The organism is Pseudomonas sp. GM21 (genome assembly GCF_000282215.1).
Classification (GTDB): domain Bacteria; phylum Pseudomonadota; class Gammaproteobacteria; order Pseudomonadales; family Pseudomonadaceae; genus Aquipseudomonas.
In genome coordinates, this window is sequence record NZ_AKJS01000142.1 from 19,901 (window position 1) to 36,407 (window position 16,507).

9 protein-coding genes and 2 pseudogenes are annotated in these 16,507 nt (G+C 52.9%); 9 read left to right on the plus strand and 2 right to left on the minus strand.

Features of this window, described 5'->3' with window-relative positions; translation table 11 throughout:
- The first annotated feature begins 144 nt into the window (after positions 1-144).
- Positions 145-1,704: a GGDEF domain-containing protein gene (locus PMI22_RS06215; RefSeq protein ID WP_007947988.1), complete on the plus strand. Its 1,560-nt coding sequence runs from the start codon at positions 145-147 to the stop codon at positions 1,702-1,704.
- A gap of 77 nt (positions 1,705-1,781) precedes the next feature.
- Here PMI22_RS06215 and PMI22_RS32140 read toward each other — a convergent pair.
- Positions 1,782-1,894: pseudogene (locus PMI22_RS32140) on the minus strand (inovirus Gp2 family protein); the annotation flags it as partial.
- Positions 1,895-2,285: 391 nt separating this feature from the next.
- Here PMI22_RS32140 and PMI22_RS06210 point away from each other — a divergent pair.
- Positions 2,286-3,236: a YagK/YfjJ domain-containing protein gene (locus tag PMI22_RS06210; RefSeq protein WP_007947989.1), complete on the plus strand. Its 951-nt coding sequence runs from the start codon at positions 2,286-2,288 to the stop codon at positions 3,234-3,236.
- An 84-nt stretch (positions 3,237-3,320) separates the two neighbouring features.
- On the opposite strand, the pseudogene PMI22_RS32145 reads toward PMI22_RS06210, so the two are convergent.
- Positions 3,321-4,094 (minus strand): annotated as a pseudogene (locus PMI22_RS32145) (IS5 family transposase); the annotation flags it as partial.
- A 292-nt stretch (positions 4,095-4,386) separates the two neighbouring features.
- Here PMI22_RS32145 and PMI22_RS06200 point away from each other — a divergent pair.
- The 7 genes from PMI22_RS06200 (at position 4,387) to PMI22_RS06175 (ending at position 16,505) form a co-directional block, all read left to right on the plus strand.
- A complete protein-coding gene (locus tag PMI22_RS06200; RefSeq protein ID WP_033049590.1) occupies positions 4,387-5,328 on the plus strand; it encodes a glycosyltransferase family 2 protein in 942 nt (313 codons plus the stop codon).
- Between the two features lie 129 nt (positions 5,329-5,457).
- Positions 5,458-6,294: an ABC transporter permease gene (locus PMI22_RS06195; RefSeq protein WP_007947994.1), complete on the plus strand. Its 837-nt coding sequence runs from the start codon at positions 5,458-5,460 to the stop codon at positions 6,292-6,294.
- A complete protein-coding gene (locus tag PMI22_RS06190) occupies positions 6,284-7,708 on the plus strand; it encodes an ABC transporter ATP-binding protein (protein ID WP_007947995.1) in 1,425 nt (474 codons plus the stop codon). The genes PMI22_RS06195 and PMI22_RS06190 overlap by 11 nt, the downstream gene beginning before the upstream one ends.
- Positions 7,709-7,712: 4 nt before the next feature.
- On the plus strand, positions 7,713-12,107 hold the full coding sequence (locus PMI22_RS30020) for a glycosyltransferase (RefSeq protein WP_007947996.1): 4,395 nt from the start codon (positions 7,713-7,715) through the stop codon (positions 12,105-12,107).
- A 21-nt stretch (positions 12,108-12,128) separates the two neighbouring features.
- Complete coding sequence (locus PMI22_RS06185; protein ID WP_007947997.1) at positions 12,129-14,588, plus strand: rhamnan synthesis F family protein; 2,460 nt, start codon at positions 12,129-12,131, stop codon at positions 14,586-14,588.
- A 1-nt stretch (position 14,589) separates the two neighbouring features.
- Positions 14,590-15,522 carry an NAD-dependent epimerase/dehydratase family protein gene (locus tag PMI22_RS06180; RefSeq protein ID WP_007947998.1) on the plus strand — a complete coding sequence of 311 codons (933 nt, stop codon included), beginning with the start codon at positions 14,590-14,592 and terminating at the stop codon, positions 15,520-15,522.
- Positions 15,519-16,505 (plus strand): glycosyltransferase family 2 protein, encoded by a 987-nt coding sequence (locus tag PMI22_RS06175; protein WP_007947999.1) that lies wholly within the window; start codon positions 15,519-15,521, stop codon positions 16,503-16,505. Before PMI22_RS06180 ends, PMI22_RS06175 begins: the two co-directional genes overlap by 4 nt.
- Positions 16,506-16,507 lie beyond the last annotated feature (2 nt).

Sequence of the window (16,507 nt, forward strand, 5' to 3'; positions counted from 1 at the left end):
AGAAGGCCTGCCGACGTAATTTTTCGGTGAGCCCAATGCTCCCAGGCAATCACCAGCATCCGAGCCATCAGTCTCAGTTCCAGTAAACCTCATAGAAACTGGCCAAGGCACGATGTGCCATTTACGTGTTGTGGGATAGGAATAATGCTGACTAAACGCCGGCGTTCTCTCGTGGGAGTCATCATCCTGGCCGTCGGCCTCATTGGTTTCTCGGCCCAGTTGCTGTTGAAATCCGAGATTCACCGCTGGGAAACGCGCTTCTCCGAATGCGTGCAGAATATTTCCAGTGACGTGCGCAATCAACTCGATAGCAATGAAGCTGTCTTGGCGGGCTTCTCCGCATTTCTCCAAGCCGTTGACCAGAGCGACGCGGATGCTGCGGCCCGCTATGCCGCAGCCGTTTTGGCCGCTTACCCTCATATTTACATGATCGAGGTAGCACGTGGGGTACCCATGTCCGAGCAGGCGGCCGTTGAAGCGCTGTTGCGCCGCACCTGGCGACCGGACTTTGAGCTTAAGGATTTCCCGAGTCTTACCCACCAACCTGCCCAGCGCCAAGTATATCTTGGCAAGACCTGGCCTGTACTGTTCATGTATCCGGTACTCACGAAAGCCCATGCGATATACGGCGCTAAACTGGAAACCGTCGGCTATCTGTCCTACGCGCTGGCCCAGACCCACAATAATCTGAAGCCTGTCGTATCGCCGGTGTTCTCGATGTATGAAGGCGGGAATGCCTACATTCTGATGCAATCAGTCAGTCGACCGGAGCAGGCGCGAGAGAATTCCAAACCCAATTTTTTCGGCAGCACCATGGTGGCGTTGCTATTGATCAAGACGGACTCGTTACTGGAGGCCGTGAATCATGCGAATGCAGATCCCCTGGTGGGCATCAGTGCCTCCCTCACCACCGCCGCAGGTTCCGGCAGCTATGTGTTTTCAACGGAGACTGAGCAGGCGAGCATCTTGGACCGCCTGTACTTACCGCGCATGAACGACCGAGTCGAAATCAGGAGTGCTTCGCAACCCATGACCTTGTTGTTTGAGCGCCAGTTGCGTCTAGCGGATGTCCTTACTGAGGAAGCGCTGATGATCCTGGCGGTTCTAGCATTGGCCCTCGTTCTTATGCCGCTTGTACTGATTCGGCATTTCAAGGCGATCAAAATGGCAGAGCGTGAGCACGAGCGCTCGGCCTATCTCGCAACCCACGATGCGCTCACCCAACTGCCCAACCGCTACCTTTTTGCCGACCGCTTCGATCAGGCATTCTCGCGTTGGAAAAGAAACGGGGTTCCGTTTGCCGTGATGGTGATCGACCTGGATCATTTCAAGGAAATCAACGACAAGTGCGGCCATGTGGTCGGCGACCAGGTTCTCCGAGCTGTGGCAGATCGGATGCTTCAGGAAATTCGTTCGTGTGACACCGTTGCGTGCTACGGGGGGGATGATTTGGTTGTACTGGTGACGGATCTGGCCAACCCCGCAGATGCTGAAATCATGGGCGATAGGATGCTGGAGGCCATCGGGAAGCCCATCGTGACGACCGCAGGAGAACTGTCCGTCTCCTGCAGTATTGGTGTCTCACTATGCCCGAGCCATGGCCAGAGTCTCGATATTTTGCTTAAGGCGGCGGACCAAGCCATGTATAGCGTCAAACAACTGGGGCGGGAAGGGATTGCCTTGAGCGGTAACAATGTCCGATAGACTGCCCTGGCTGATGCCTAGGCGGTCATCGGCACGGTACCCCATCACTTATTTTTTTCGTGATCCAGCGGTTGTACTTAGCATCGGCTGCAGCCAAAACCATGGCTGCTGAACCATCACCAAAGGCCTTGGGAGCCGACTTGCAGAGATAGCTAGCTCGGTGAAAGAACGCTGTCTGCCCCACCGACTCTACCCAACCTGCCCATCGCCATCATTGAGTGCTAAAGACGAAAAGCACTCACTTGGCACCGGCATGCAGCAGCCACAGGGTTATGTCGAGGCACTGGATGGTTTCTTGTTTCATGACCGCAGCGACACAGACGCCCTGCTAGAAACTGAGCTGAGCCTCAGCCAACTCCCAAACATGCATAAGCCCACGCACGCTGAATCTTCAGGGCAGGAAATCGCCAAGACTACTGTTCGACTGGGGAAGTACAGATCAGTAGTATTCGTTCGACAGCTGGTTTTATTAATATTAATAACCATCAATCAATAAAGAATATAAATATATTATTTATCACCAAAGGTAATTTAACACATAGCAAGACACTAGTATGTACTCACACATACCAGGTCCCGTCATGCATCAAGTCAGTACCCAACAACCCAACTACCTGTCCCAATCACGAACTTCGATTCAAGTCCAAGAACTCGTACTGTCCATCGAACACACAGATGAGCCAGCCTTTCACATCACATTCGATGACTCTAGCCGTGAACAGATAAAGCCTACGTGTCTGTCTGCTTTACTGATGAATGCGCAGCAGCTCATCGAGCTATGCAGCCACTGCGAACAATACGATTACAGCGAACACTTAAAGGTGTTCGGGAGAGCCTGCCAAGACATCAACCTTGCCCTAGGTCCGGCAGGACCGGTCTGCCTAGACAGCAGCGGTTCGCGTTATCTCAGCTTCTACCAGAGCATGAACGTGCTGGTTGATCACATCCGACAATTAACCCGCAGCATCGGGTATCAGCGCAAAGCAAGTGATCGCCTCTATCAGGCAAGACAGAAGGCCATTGCACTGGAGGGCTATGTTCGAGCAGTGCTTAAGCGTTACTCGCGCACCGTAGTGGTCCGAGTGGATCTCCACTACCTGGACAGTGCAGATCCACTTCTACGCATTGAGCATCTCTGCACTGACCTGAAGGCACTGATTAGGGCACGTGAGCATAACCCGATCTTCGAACATGAAACGGGATACATCTGGTCGGTTGAGCAAGGCAAGGACAGGGGCTTTCATATCCATGCAGCGTTCTTCTTCAATGGCGCACACGTTCGTAGTGATTGGCATAAGGCCGATCAAATTGGCAAACTTTGGGAAAAGATCAGCGCCGGTCGCGGCTACTGCTACAACTGCAATGCCGACAAAGGCAAGTATGCAACCCTCGGCATAGGCACGATCAACCGCTCCGACGGCCAAGTCTGTAATATTGTTATCAAGGCTATGTGCTACTTGGCCAAGCAAGGTCAACATCTGCATATCAAACCCAAGGGGGCAAGAACCTTCGGGACAGGCCAGCTCACCTAAGAGGGTGCAGACAAAATAAATCAAGCCGTCAACCTGCGCGCCAGTAACCGAGCCTCGGTCAGCCATACCCAAGCCTCACGGACGCGGATACTTGTCGGCGACCCGTGCCATGGCTGCGGTGGCGGCAGCCCGATCCTGCCAGTTTGCGGCGCTGATACCGACAGCCAGGAGCAACCCTAAGGTGTCCACCACCAAACTGCGCTTGTGTCCCTTCACCTTCTTGCAGGCGTCATAGCCATTCCCCCCGCCCTGCGGCGAGGAACGCGCCGATTGCGCATCCAGGATCGCCGCCGAAGGAGCCGCATCCCGCTGTTCACGATGCCGCCACTTCGTCCGCAGGCAATCATGCATTTGCTCGAGCTTTCCTTGCTCGCTCCAGCGCCGGAATGTCTTGTATACATTGTCCCAATGCGGGAACTCACGAGACAGCATTCGCCAGGAGCAGCCGGTACAAACTACATAGCAGCACGCATCCAGTAATTGCCTTCTCGAATGGCGGGGTGGTTTTCCTCGATACCCCTCGCGCTCGAATAAGTCGGCAACCAGTTCCCATTCGGCTTGCGTCAGGCAACTCGGGTAACGCTGTTCCGGCAAGTGCCACCGATGGGCATCGTTGTAGCCTTACTCCTTGCGTCGCGCCGGAGGCTCAAATTCACGCTTGAGCTTCGGTTTGATCCGCACCACACCGGCCAGCTTCAGTGCCGCTGCGAACGTAGCCGAATGGCAGGAGATGCCCGTTTCTGCCAGGAAAAGCTCCATCAGCCCCGCCTGACTCGAGAGCGGGCTGGCTCGAACCGGCGAAACCACGATGGGGTAATGCTCTGGCATGACTCTCGGCGGACGTCCGGTCTTGGCCATCGTGTCGACTCCAGGAAAGGAGCTGACAGTCTACTTGACTTTGTCTACACCCTCTTAAAAGCAGCTATGGACGTCTTTTAGAAGTGACAGCTCGACTCCTCAATTTCCGGGGCTTGTGCGGCGGGGGGGAGGGCGGGGGATATGGCTACCTGTGCCTACGCTTCGCGGTGTAAAACATTGATAAATCCGGTACACTAACCAGCTTTGCTGCGATATCAGAACTTTACTCGCCACCATGGAAAGAGTGTTCAAACTTGTGCCGAGTCATCCGCCCCCCGCCGTCGCTACACCCATGAGCAGGCCTGCGGCAGCCTCCGGTTCCGTGGCTATATTGCTGTGTACTTTTAATGGCGAAAGCTTTCTCAAGGAGCAGCTGGACTCGATCGCAGCTCAAAGTCATAAGCACTGGGTGGTGTACGCATCGGACGATGGCTCAACGGTTGAAACGCTTGAGATTCTGCAGCACTATCGTGATGCTTGGGGCGATGATCGCCTGCTGATCAGCCAGGGACCTCAGCGTGGCTTTTCGAACAACTTCTTGTCCGTTCTGGGCAAGGCATGTGGTCATCATGCGTATTACGCCTTTTGTGATCAGGATGACCGCTGGCACCCCACAAAGTTGCAAAGAGCCCTAGATTGGCTGGAGCGTCAATCTCCCGAGGCGCCATCGCTTTATTGCGGTCGCACTCAGATTGTCAATGTCATGGGGGAAATCACCGGTTTGTCCCCATTGTTCAGGAAGCGCCCTAGCTTCAAGAATGCGCTGATGCAAAACCTGGCAGGCGGCAACACGATGCTGATCAACCAAGCGGCCTGCTCTATTCTGAACAAAACCCCTTCCGATACGCCGCTGGTATGTCATGACTGGTGGGCGTACTTGTTGATTACGGGCTGCGGCGGGAACGTTTACTACGACCCCACGCCGACAGTGGATTATCGCCAGCACACTCAAAACGTCATCGGTGCAAACACTTCGATCAAGAGCCGCGTGGCTCGCCTCAAGCGCATGTTTCAAGGCTCATTCGGCGAATGGAACGCCAAGAACATAGCTGCGCTGACTGCTCTCTCTTCCCATTTGACCCCGCATAACGCGGTGAGCCTTATGCGTTTTGAACAGGCTCGCAACGCTCCGCTTATCAGCCGGATCAAGCTAATGGTCGCCAGCCGCTTTTATCGACAAACCCTGATGGGCAACCTCGGCCTGGCATTGGCAGTTCTGGTCAAAAGAATCTAGTGATGAATACCCTCTTCAGGGATGATGCGCCGGCAGCCCCCAAGCTGTTCAGCCGTCTGCCGGTAAAATATTGACGTTGCCCTGCACAGATGCCATCGCCTTATCATTTTCATTCGTTTGGATATTTTAATGAGTGCTCCGCAAAAGACATCAAGCCTGTATGGCCTTTCCAAAAACTTGATATTGCACCGCCATCTAATTTTCCAGATGACCAAGCGTGAAGTTGTTGGCCGCTATCGGGGCTCGGTACTGGGCTTGCTCTGGTCGTTCCTCAATCCTCTTATGATGCTGAGCGTCTATACGTTTGTATTTTCCGTTGTATTCAAATCGCGCTGGGGAATTGCTCCTCCTGGCACCGAAGAGAGCAAAACCATGTTTGCGATCATGCTGTTTACCGGCCTGATCGTGCATGCCGTGTTCGCGGAAGTCATCAACCGCTCTCCGGGCATCGTGTTAAGCAACGTCAATTACGTCAAGAAAGTGGTCTTCCCTCTGGAAATCCTGCCAATCGTAACGCTGGGAGCTGCCCTGTTTCATAGCCTGGTCAGCCTGGCCGTCCTGATCCTGGCCTACGCGATCTTTCAAGGGGTTCCCCATTTGAGCATTCTGCTGGCCCCGCTTGTGATGCTGCCCCTGATCATCCTGACGCTGGGGCTTGCGTGGTTCCTGGCATCCCTGGGGGTCTATCTGCAGGATGTAGGACAGACCACCGCCATCATCACCACGGTCATGCTGTTTCTATCGCCGGTCTTTTTCCCCTTGCATTCGCTGCCCGAGCAGTATCAGACCATTATCCTGCTCAACCCATTGACCTTCATCATCGAACAGATGAGGGAAGTTCTGGTATGGGGAAGAATGCCTGACTTCATGGGATTGGGAGTCTATTTGATTGTTTCACTAATCGTCGCCGCTGCCGGATATGCGTGGTTCCAGAAAACAAGATCGGGTTTCGCTGATGTCCTCTGAAATGATTACCGTAGATGAGTCCGTGGCACCTGCTGCGCCGCTGGCAATTCGTGTTGAAAACCTGAGCAAGTGTTTTCATATCTACGAACGCCCACGCCACCGCCTACAGCAACTGGTACTCGCCCCAATTAAAAGTCGCCTAAAGGGTTCAGCCGTCAAGTACTACCGAGATTTCTGGGCGCTTAAGGACATCAATTTCGAAGTATCTCGCGGCGAGACCGTGGGCATCATCGGGAAAAACGGCTCCGGCAAGTCCACCTTGTTGCAGATCATCTGCGGGACTCTGGCAGCCTCCCAAGGCTCGGTAGAAGTCAATGGGCGGATTGCCGCCTTGCTGGAGCTAGGCTCTGGCTTCAATCCAGACTTCACCGGCAGGGAAAATGTTTATCTCAATGGTACGATACTGGGTCTATCCCGCCAGGAAATCGAAGACCGGTTCGCGGAAATCGAAGCCTTCGCTGACATTGGCGACTTCATAGATCAACAGGTCAAATCCTATTCGAGCGGCATGGCGGTGCGCCTGGCGTTCGCAGTGGCGATCAACGCCGATCCGGAAATCCTGATCGTCGACGAGGCACTCTCTGTAGGCGACGAATTATTCCAACGAAAGTGCTTTTCGAGAATTGAAGCCATTCGCCAAAAGGGCGCCACCATCCTCTTCGTCTCCCACGCCGGCAGCGCTATTGTCGAGTTGTGCGATCGCGCCATCCTGCTGGACAGCGGCGACAAGTTGACCGAAGGCGCGCCAAAGCAAGTGGTAGGTAACTACCAGAAGATGCTCTATGCCACAGCTGATCGACGGGCAATCATTCGCCAGCAAATCATCGATGGCGATTTAAGCACTGCCAGCGCGCCCGAGCCGAACAACGATAAAAATACAGATGACATTGCACAGGCGCAGCCTGTTATCGAGATGGACGAAAGCTATGATCCGGGCCTCAAGCCGGACAGCACAATCGAATACCAGGATCACGGTGCGCGAATCAGGGATCCGGGCGTTTTTACCCAATCCGGCGTCAGGGTAAACAACCTGGTTCGTGGTCGCCGTTACCTGTATCGCTACGCGGTGGACTTCTCCAGAGACTGTGAGCGCGTGCGTTTCAGCATGCTGATCAAGACAGTCAGCGGCGCAGAGCTGGGCGGGGCAATGTCTGCGGCATCGATAGGTGAATCAGTAGCCCTTGTAGAAAATGGAAAAACCGTCGAAGTGCAGTTCAAATTCACTTGCAACCTGACCCCTGGCCTCTACTTCCTAAATGCTGGCGTGATCGGTCTGACAAATGACACTGAAACCTTCTTGCATCGCGCTCTGGATGCTGCAGCGTTTCGTGTGATGACCGAACCCAACTGCTTAGCGACTAGCCTGGTTGATTTCCACTGCTCCCCGACACTGAATTTTGTCCAAGGACAATAACCTTATGGCCACTAAGAAAATCATTATTGTTCTGGGCATGCACCGCAGCGGAACCAGCGCCCTTACGCGCGCACTCAGCACCATGGGCGTCAGGCTGGGCGATACCTTGCATCCAGCCGGCGTGGACAATCCTACCGGTTTTTGGGAAGACAGAGACGTCATTGCCGTCAACAATAAGCTGTTAAGCCGATTAGGCTCTGCCTATGACAGGGTCGGCGTTCTGGATGTCGATCTGGATGGCGACGCCGTCATCGAAGAGATTTATCAAGAAGCCAAGGCTCTCATCGCCGATAAAACGGCTGGCATCCCAATGTGGGGCATGAAAGATCCACGGATCCCGCGACTATTGCCTTTCTGGCAGAAACTGCTTAAAGAACTCGAATTCAACATCAGTTATGTCATCGCACTGCGCAACCCATTGAACGTTGCCAATTCGCTGGCCTATCGCAATCAATTCGCCAGTCTGAAGTCGTATCTTCTTTGGCTGGAACATATGCTGCAGGCGGTTGCTTACACAACCTCCAAGAATCGACTGATCGTGGGTTACGATAACTTGCTGGGAAATCCCCGCCAGGAAATTCTTCGTATCTCATCGGCGCTTGACCTGCCAGCGCCGATCGAAGATGATATATCGACTTACATCAATGAGTTTCTCGACCCTGGCTTGCGTCACGCCCAGCGTTCCGAGAGCGAATTACTCAACAGTCAGATTGAACCCAAGCTACTTGCCGATACTTATGTGCTGCTCAATGAGTGCGCACTGGACAAGATAGCTATCAATAGTGAAACCTTTGAAGATCGCCTCAAGCCCATGCTGTCCGAGCTCAGAAGCATGCTGCCGATACTCGAGCTTATCGCAAGCTCAGAGCGCACTACCGAGGTGGAGAGCCAGAAAGTCCTGGAACTCAATGTGGCGTTGCACTCAAGCAATGAACATCTCCAGGCCGCACTGAAATCCCTTACCAATACCAACCTGGAAAACATTTCCTTGAAAGCGCAGTTCAATGCGCTGACTGCCGAGACTGAAGCGGTACACAACGTCACGACTGCAGAGACTCATAAGCTCATCGCGCAAAATCGAGGACTGGAGGCACTTAGCAACACCCTAAAATTCGAAGCCGAAAAGGCCGCCCTCAACTTACAACTCTTGCTTGCAGAAAAAGATGAAGCGATTGCGGCGTTAAGCAGTAATTTGCTGTCGACGCAGGCTATAAAAAACGATGAGCTGCTTAAATGTGACTCCGTCATCGCTCAACTAACGGTTGAAAATACCCGCCTAAAGTCGGAACTGGCGGAGTTGAACTCTCTGCACAAAAAACTGGAAATAAATCTGGACGCATGGAAAGCCTCTGAAATCCTTTCCGCGATCCATATCGAAAAGCTGGAAGCCTCATTAGCCGAGTCCAATCTAGCGGCCGAAGCCGACCTGCAAAAGTATCGATTGCTTGAGGAGCAGGTACAACGCGACGGTGAGCTGAAACAAGCGCATATTCAAACGCTGTCCAATTCCTGGACACATTTCTTTAACTCACGAACCTGGCGACTGATCAGCCTGTTAGGCATGAAAAGCAGCCTGCCTTTGATTGCTCTTAACAATGGCGAAGCTTTTGACGAGCGCTTCTACCTCGAGACTTACCCCGACGTGAAAACGGCGGGCATCCCGGCTGCCGAGCACTATCTGTGCTTTGGCATTCAAGAAGGACGATCGGGCTCTGCGAAATCGAAAGCGCCGGTTCAGTACGCCCCTGCAGAAGAAAAGCAGGTCATTGCTGTCGAGTTGATCGTGCAGAGTGATCATCTGCTCCATGAAAAAACGGAGCCCTTCGACGCTGACTTCTACTCGTCTATGTATCCGGATATCGCCAAGTCGAGTGTTGATCCGGAACGGCACTTCCTGGATCACGGGAAGGCTGAGGGCCGACTTGGAGTTGCTCCGTCTATTGCATTGAGTCGACCGATTGAATCGCTGCCCGCCCCTGCAGAAGAAAAGCAGGTCATTGCTGTCGAGTTGGTCGTGCAGAGTGATCATCTGCTCAATGAAAAAACGGAGCCCTTCGACGCTGACTTCTACTCGTCTATATATCCGGATATCGCCAAGTCGGGTGTTGATCCGGAACGGCACTTCCTGGATCACGGGAAGGCTGAGGGCCGACTTGGAATTGCTCCGTCTATTGCATTGAGTCGACCGATTGAATCGCTGCCCGCTGAAAAGCCCACCATTCTGCTGATCAGTCATGAAGCCTCGAGAACCGGCGCCCCTATTCTTAGCCTGAATATCGTCCAGCACCTCACCTCGCAGTTCAATGTCGTTGCGCTGCTGTTTGGTGGCGGTCCGCTGGAAGAGTCTTTTATCGAGGCGGGAGCAATAGTCGCCGGCCCCGTAGATCTTCGCCATCAACCGACCATCGCTGAATGGACAATGGGAGAGCTTCTCGATACGTACTCTTTTCAATTTGCGATCGTAAACAGCCTCGAGTCCTATGTAGCGCTGAAACCCTTGGCCGATCGCTATATCCCGACAATCAGTTTGATCCACGAGTTCGCGGTATACACCCGCCCACGTACAGCCATCCAAAATGCATTGTTATGGGCAAGTCAAACCGTTTTCTCTGCCGATGTTACGCTTGAAAACGCAACGCTGGTATTGCCCGAGCTGACTGAATGCCGCCTTCCTGTTCTATCGCAAGGCAAAAGTATCGTGCCAGGTGAGGCTCATGACCTGGAACATCTTGAAGCAGAGAAGGCAATGTTGCAGCGGGTTATGCGGCCTGACGCATCTGATGATGACACGATCGTTATTTTGGGCGCTGGCTGGGTACAGATCCGTAAGGGTGTAGACCTGTTTATTGAGTGCGCTACCCGTGTGCTCAACTCACCAATAGGTCATAAATGTCGTTTTGTCTGGATTGGCGATAACTACAATCCTGAACAAGACACTCACTACTCGGTTTACCTTCATGATCAGATTCACCGCGCCGGAATTGCGGAGCGATTCACGATCATTTCGGAAACAGCCGCCATTGAGCATGTCTATGCCCTGAGTGACATGCTGCTGCTGACCTCCCGGCTGGATCCATTGCCCAACGTCGCTATTGACGCTATGGTAAGAGGCCTGCCGGTTCTATGCTTCGACAAGACAACTGGCATTGCTGACATCCTTAAACGCAATGGCCTCCTGGAAGCGTGCGTTGCGCCTTACCTTGACACCCATAGCATGGCCGACAAACTCATCCGACTGGCCTCTTCGCAAGAAGCCCGGGATCACGTCGGAGAACAGGCGAGATCTCTGGCTGCACGCGAATTCAATATGTCCCGTTACGTCGGGCGACTGCTCTCCCTCACCGATGGAAACGCGACCTTATCCCGTCAGGAGCTGGTTGATACTGCAACGATACAGCAAGCTGAGGTGATCGACTTTGGATACTACCCTCCGGCAGCTATGCAATTTTCAGGAGCTACCGAGGCAATTCGTCGATATGTACGCTCATGGGCACGCGGCATACTGCGACGCAAGTTGTTCCCGGGTTTCGATCCGAGTGTCTATCAGGATATAAACGGCTCGACGATCGGAGCTCAGGATCCGTTGGCGCACTTTTTGAACGCAGGCCAACCCGACGGACCCTGGAAATGGCAGAACCTCTCATGGGAAAGGGATTCGACCGCATCCATCAACAAAAGAACGCTGATGTTCATCAGCCTTCGATCTGCCGACTTCATGGTGCAAATACTCGATCTGCTCGACTCAAAGTCAGCCGATACCAATGTCGTCATTCTTGTTCCGGATGAGTTGGTTGCTCTTGCCATGAAGCAACGCCTTCAAGATGAGCGAAACTCGCAGCTCAGGATACTGGTGAGTGAAGACCGGCCATTGCTTGCGATCCTCACACATCTGACGAGCGCTCCTTACCAGGATTACGCTGCGATTGCCCATATCAACCTGAACACCGACCCGATCGATATAGATTTCAGCGACCGGGACACTTATCAGCAGTACCTGATCGAAAACATGATAGGTGGCAAGTACGACGCACTGGGTATCATCGTTGACAGTCTAAACAACGTTGCACCTGACACCGATCTAGGGTTGATTTTCCCTGAAGACCCTAACATTCATGAGGTTGGCGCCGACGCAGCGATAATTTCCGCTCTTTGCGAATCACTTGGATTCGATGCGCCAGTTTCAAACCTCCTCCCTTTCCCTGTGAACGGGTCGTTCTGGAGCGCTCCAGCAATTCTGAGCGGGCTGCTCGCTGGCACCGGCAGTTGGAAATCGACGTTCAAGAGCCTGAAGCTTACCGCCGTGGAGCAGGAAAGGATCATTGCCCGTCTACTGGCTCAAGCCTGTCGTAGCCATGGTAAAAATATTGCCACTACCGTGGTCTCGGGCATCACCTATTAACTTGAGTGCAGTAGATTTTTTATGAGCCAATCCAAGAAAAAATTAATACGTAGTAACGTCGTTCGCATAAAAAATTTGGCGAACCACGTGATTAAAAATCTGTATGCGCGCTCCTATGTATTCATGAATCGCGCGAAGATCCAGTTTGACCCGGATTTTTATCTCTCCCAGTACCCGGATATCGGAGCGGCGGGAGTCGATCCATATCGACACTACGTGTTTCACGGCAGACGCGAAGGTCGTATGGGGCAATCACCAAAGCTGGAAATCACGAGAGATATTGCTCTGCTCGACCCATCGAGAGAAACAGTGCTGGTGGTCAGTCACGAGGCGTCGCGCACTGGCGCGCCGATTTTGAGCCTCAATCTCGTGATGATGTTGCAACGTCGATATAACGTGATTGCATTGGTGCTGGGCGGTGGAGAACTGCTTGATGATTTTCAGAAGTCTGGCGCCATCGTTATCCACTCAAGTGGACTTCGCTCGAGTCCGGACCATGCTCGCCTGCTAATTGACAAGCTCTGTCAGCTGGTAACAATCAAGTTCGCATTGATTAATAGTATTGAGTCACGTGTTGTATTACCAGGCTTGGCCATCAACTTTGTCCCGACCATCAGCCTCATTCATGAGTTCGCCGCTTACATCAGACCCAAAACTGCTTTCGGGGACATCATGTTCTGGTCGACGGAGGTTGTTTTCTCTTCAACGGTGATTCATCAGAGCGCAATCAAAGAGTTCCCTTCGCTGGCAGAACGTCCTGTGCACATCTTGCCGCAAGGGCGCTGCGAGGTGACATTCACCGAAACCGATGATCTTGAATTTTCGAGTGAAGGGGAAAAACTGCACGCGGTGTTTAAACGACTGAAGGGCAATGGCAAGAAAATTGTTCTCGGTGCGGGAATGATCCAGCTACGCAAGGGCGTGGACCTTTTCATTGACTGCGCACTACGAGTCCTCGAGCGCGGAGAAATGGAGGGCATGCACTTTGTCTGGGTAGGCAAAGGTTATGACCCTGAACGGGACGTCCTGTATTCAGCCTATTTGTATGATCAGATCTTGCGGGCGGGACTTGAGAGTCATGTCACCTTTCTTCCGGAAACGCCTGCCATCAATGTGGCATACGAACATGCCTCGGTTGTTTTGATTACATCTCGGCTTGATCCCCTGCCCAATGTCGCTATCGACGCCATGTGCCTGGGCGTGCCGGTCCTCTGCTTCGAGCGCACGACAGGGGTGGTCGACTTCCTGGATCAATGCGGCCTTGGCGACGCTTGCGTAGCCCGCTATCTGCATGTACCGGAACTGGCAGACAAGGTGATCGCCCTGCTTCGCGATCCTGAGGCAATGATTAGCGCAGGTTCCATTCTGAAAGAGAATGCCTTGCAGGTCTTCTCGATGGATACCTACCTGCAGGAATTGGAGGCGATTGCGGATTCGGCAGTGGTTCACGCTGCGCAGGAAAAACTGGACTCAACCACCATCAACGAGTCCAGTGTGTACAGAGAGGACTTTGTTGCCCGTCACTTGAGAGCCAATACTCGTTTTGACACGGTGCGGTTCTATGTCAGAGCCTGGGCCAGCGGCGTTGGAAAACGTAAATTGTTTCCAGGCTTTCACCCGGGAGTATTTGCTGATCAATATAGCGACTATCGCCCAAACCAGGACCCTCTTGCCAGCTACCTGCAAAACAATCAACCCAAGGGGCCTTGGTCACACGACGTGATCACGCCAAACACGATCGCTACAACTAAATCATCGACAACCAAAATCGCACTTCACGTGCACGTTTATTACATCGATCTGTTTAATCAGTTGCTTGAGTGCTTGAATAACAACAAAGCACGTCCTGATCTTTTTCTCAGCGTGCCTGATGAGCTGGTCAAGAACGGGTTGCAAGCCAGTTGCAATCGATACAAAGGCATTGTAATTGCCATTGAGGTCGTTCCAAACAAAGGAAGGGATATCGGCCCCTTCCTCACCGCGTTCGACAAACGACACCTGACTGATTACGAGATTGTTGGCCACCTTCACACAAAGAAGACGAAAGACTACAAGGACCCTGAGGTAGGGCAGATCTGGTACAGTTTTCTATTGGAAAATCTACTGGGCAAGACGCATCCAATGGCCGACGTGATTCTGGCGAAGATGATTGAAAACCCACAAATCGGAATGGTCTTTGCCGATGACCCCAACGTGGTCGGCTGGGATGCAAACCGACCATATGCGGAGCTGTTTGCTGCCAAGTTAGGCCTGCCCTCACTGCCCTCGAGTATCGTATTTCCCATCGGTACGATGTTTTGGGCTCGCACTGAAAGTCTCAAGCCGTTTGCTGCGTTAGGGCTGACGTGGGACGACTACCCAGAGGAACCCCTTCCCTATGACGGCAGCATCCTGCACGCACTGGAAAGACTATTCCCCGATGTAGTGAAATCCCAAGGCTACAAGATTTCATTAACTAATATTCAGGACATCACGAGATAAAATGAAAATTTTAATTTTTGGCGGCGGTGGTTTCATTGGTTCAGCTATCGCTGATCGTCTCTTGGCTGATGGTCATGCACTGCGCATCTTCGAGCGCCCAAGAGTAGAACCGTACCGAAAGTTTTCTACCGGTGAGTCCGTTGAATGGATCACCGGCGACCTGATGAGCAACCACGATGTCAGCGAGGCGTTGGATGGCATGGATGCGGTGCTGCATCTGGTCTCGACCACGCTGCCAAAGACCTCTAACGACGACCCTATTTACGATGTGCAGAGCAATCTGATTGCCACACTCCAAATACTCAATGCGATGGTCGCAAAGCGCGTTTCCCGGATCGTTTTCATTTCCTCCGGCGGAACCGTCTATGGCCCACCTACGTATTTGCCGGTGGACGAGCTTCACCCAACCGAACCACAGGTGTCGTATGGCATCACCAAGTTGGCGATAGAAAAGTTCCTGCTGATGTATCAGCACCTGCATGGCATCAATGCAACGGTGCTACGAGTAACCAATCCCTATGGCGAACGACAGCGCGTCGAAACCGCCCAAGGCGCGGTTGGCGTATTCCTGAGCCGCGCGCTGAAAGACGAGTCGATCCAGATCTGGGGTGACGGCAGTGTGACCCGCGACTACATCTATGTTTCGGATGTCGCTGAAGCCTTCGCTTTATCCCTGAAGTATGAAGGCCCTTACAGCGTGTTCAACATCAGCTCCGGCACCGGTGTCAGCATTAATGATCTGATTGAGCGGATCGAGACCGTAGTCGATGGAACCATTGCCAAAGAATACCTTCCAGGCCGTCCTTACGACGTTCCTGTGAGTATTCTGGACAATGCATTGGCCGGCAGAGAGTTGAATTGGTCACCCACGGTCAGTCTGGATGACGGGTTGAAGCTGACCACTGCCTGGATGAAGAGAACGATGGGCAAATGATGGATGCTTCCGGTATCAGAGTGTCGGTAGTCATCCCCACGAAAAATGGTGGAAGCCGCTTCAGGTCAGTCTTGAATGCCGCTCTGGAGCAGCAGACAGAATGGCCCTTCGAAGTCATTGTTATTGACTCCGGATCGAGTGATGAAACCTTGGCCATCGCCCGGGAAAACTCAACGGTCCGCGTCATTGATGTCGAACCTGCAGACTTTCAGCACGGACGCACGCGCAACGTCGCGATCCAGAGCGCGAGAGGCGAGTACATCGCCATGATCACCCAGGATGCGCAACCAGTTGCAAACACATGGTTGCGTACTCTGGTAGCTGACATCGAGGCAGATGAGCAGATTGCCGGAGTGTTTGGTAAACATGTTGCCTATGACGATGCCTCACTTTTTACACGCGAGGAACTTGTACAGCATTTCGCGGGCTTTGAACTGCAACCCGTGGCACAAATGACGAACCCGGAGAGGTACCTTCATGATGCCGGTTATCAGCAGTTCCTTTATTTTTTTTCCGACAACAACGCATTGATTCGGCGTTCGATCTGGGAGCGTTACCCCTTCCCGGAAGTGGATTTCTCCGAAGATCAGGCGTGGGCACGCATCGTAATCGAGGCAGGCTTCAAGAAGGCCTACAGTCGCGACGCCGTTGTTTATCACTCTCACAATTACGGGCTTTGGGAGCGCTTCCAGAGAAGTTTTGATGAAAGCATGGCCCTGGACGACCTCTTTCATTATGACCAGCCCAAGGGATTTCTTGTTTTACTGAGAAGCTGGGTCGGCCTGACGCTGCGAGATCTCAAGCTGATACGTCAACACCTACCCAAGGATGGCTGGAAGTTGATACTACCGGCGATAAGAATGCCAATTGACAACTTTATGCGGGTATCAGGCGGCTGGCTGGGAGCCCGGGCGGGATTTGAATGTCCGGCATTGATAGCGTTTTGTTCCCGTGACAAAAAAATTAAACGGGGGAAACGTTAAGC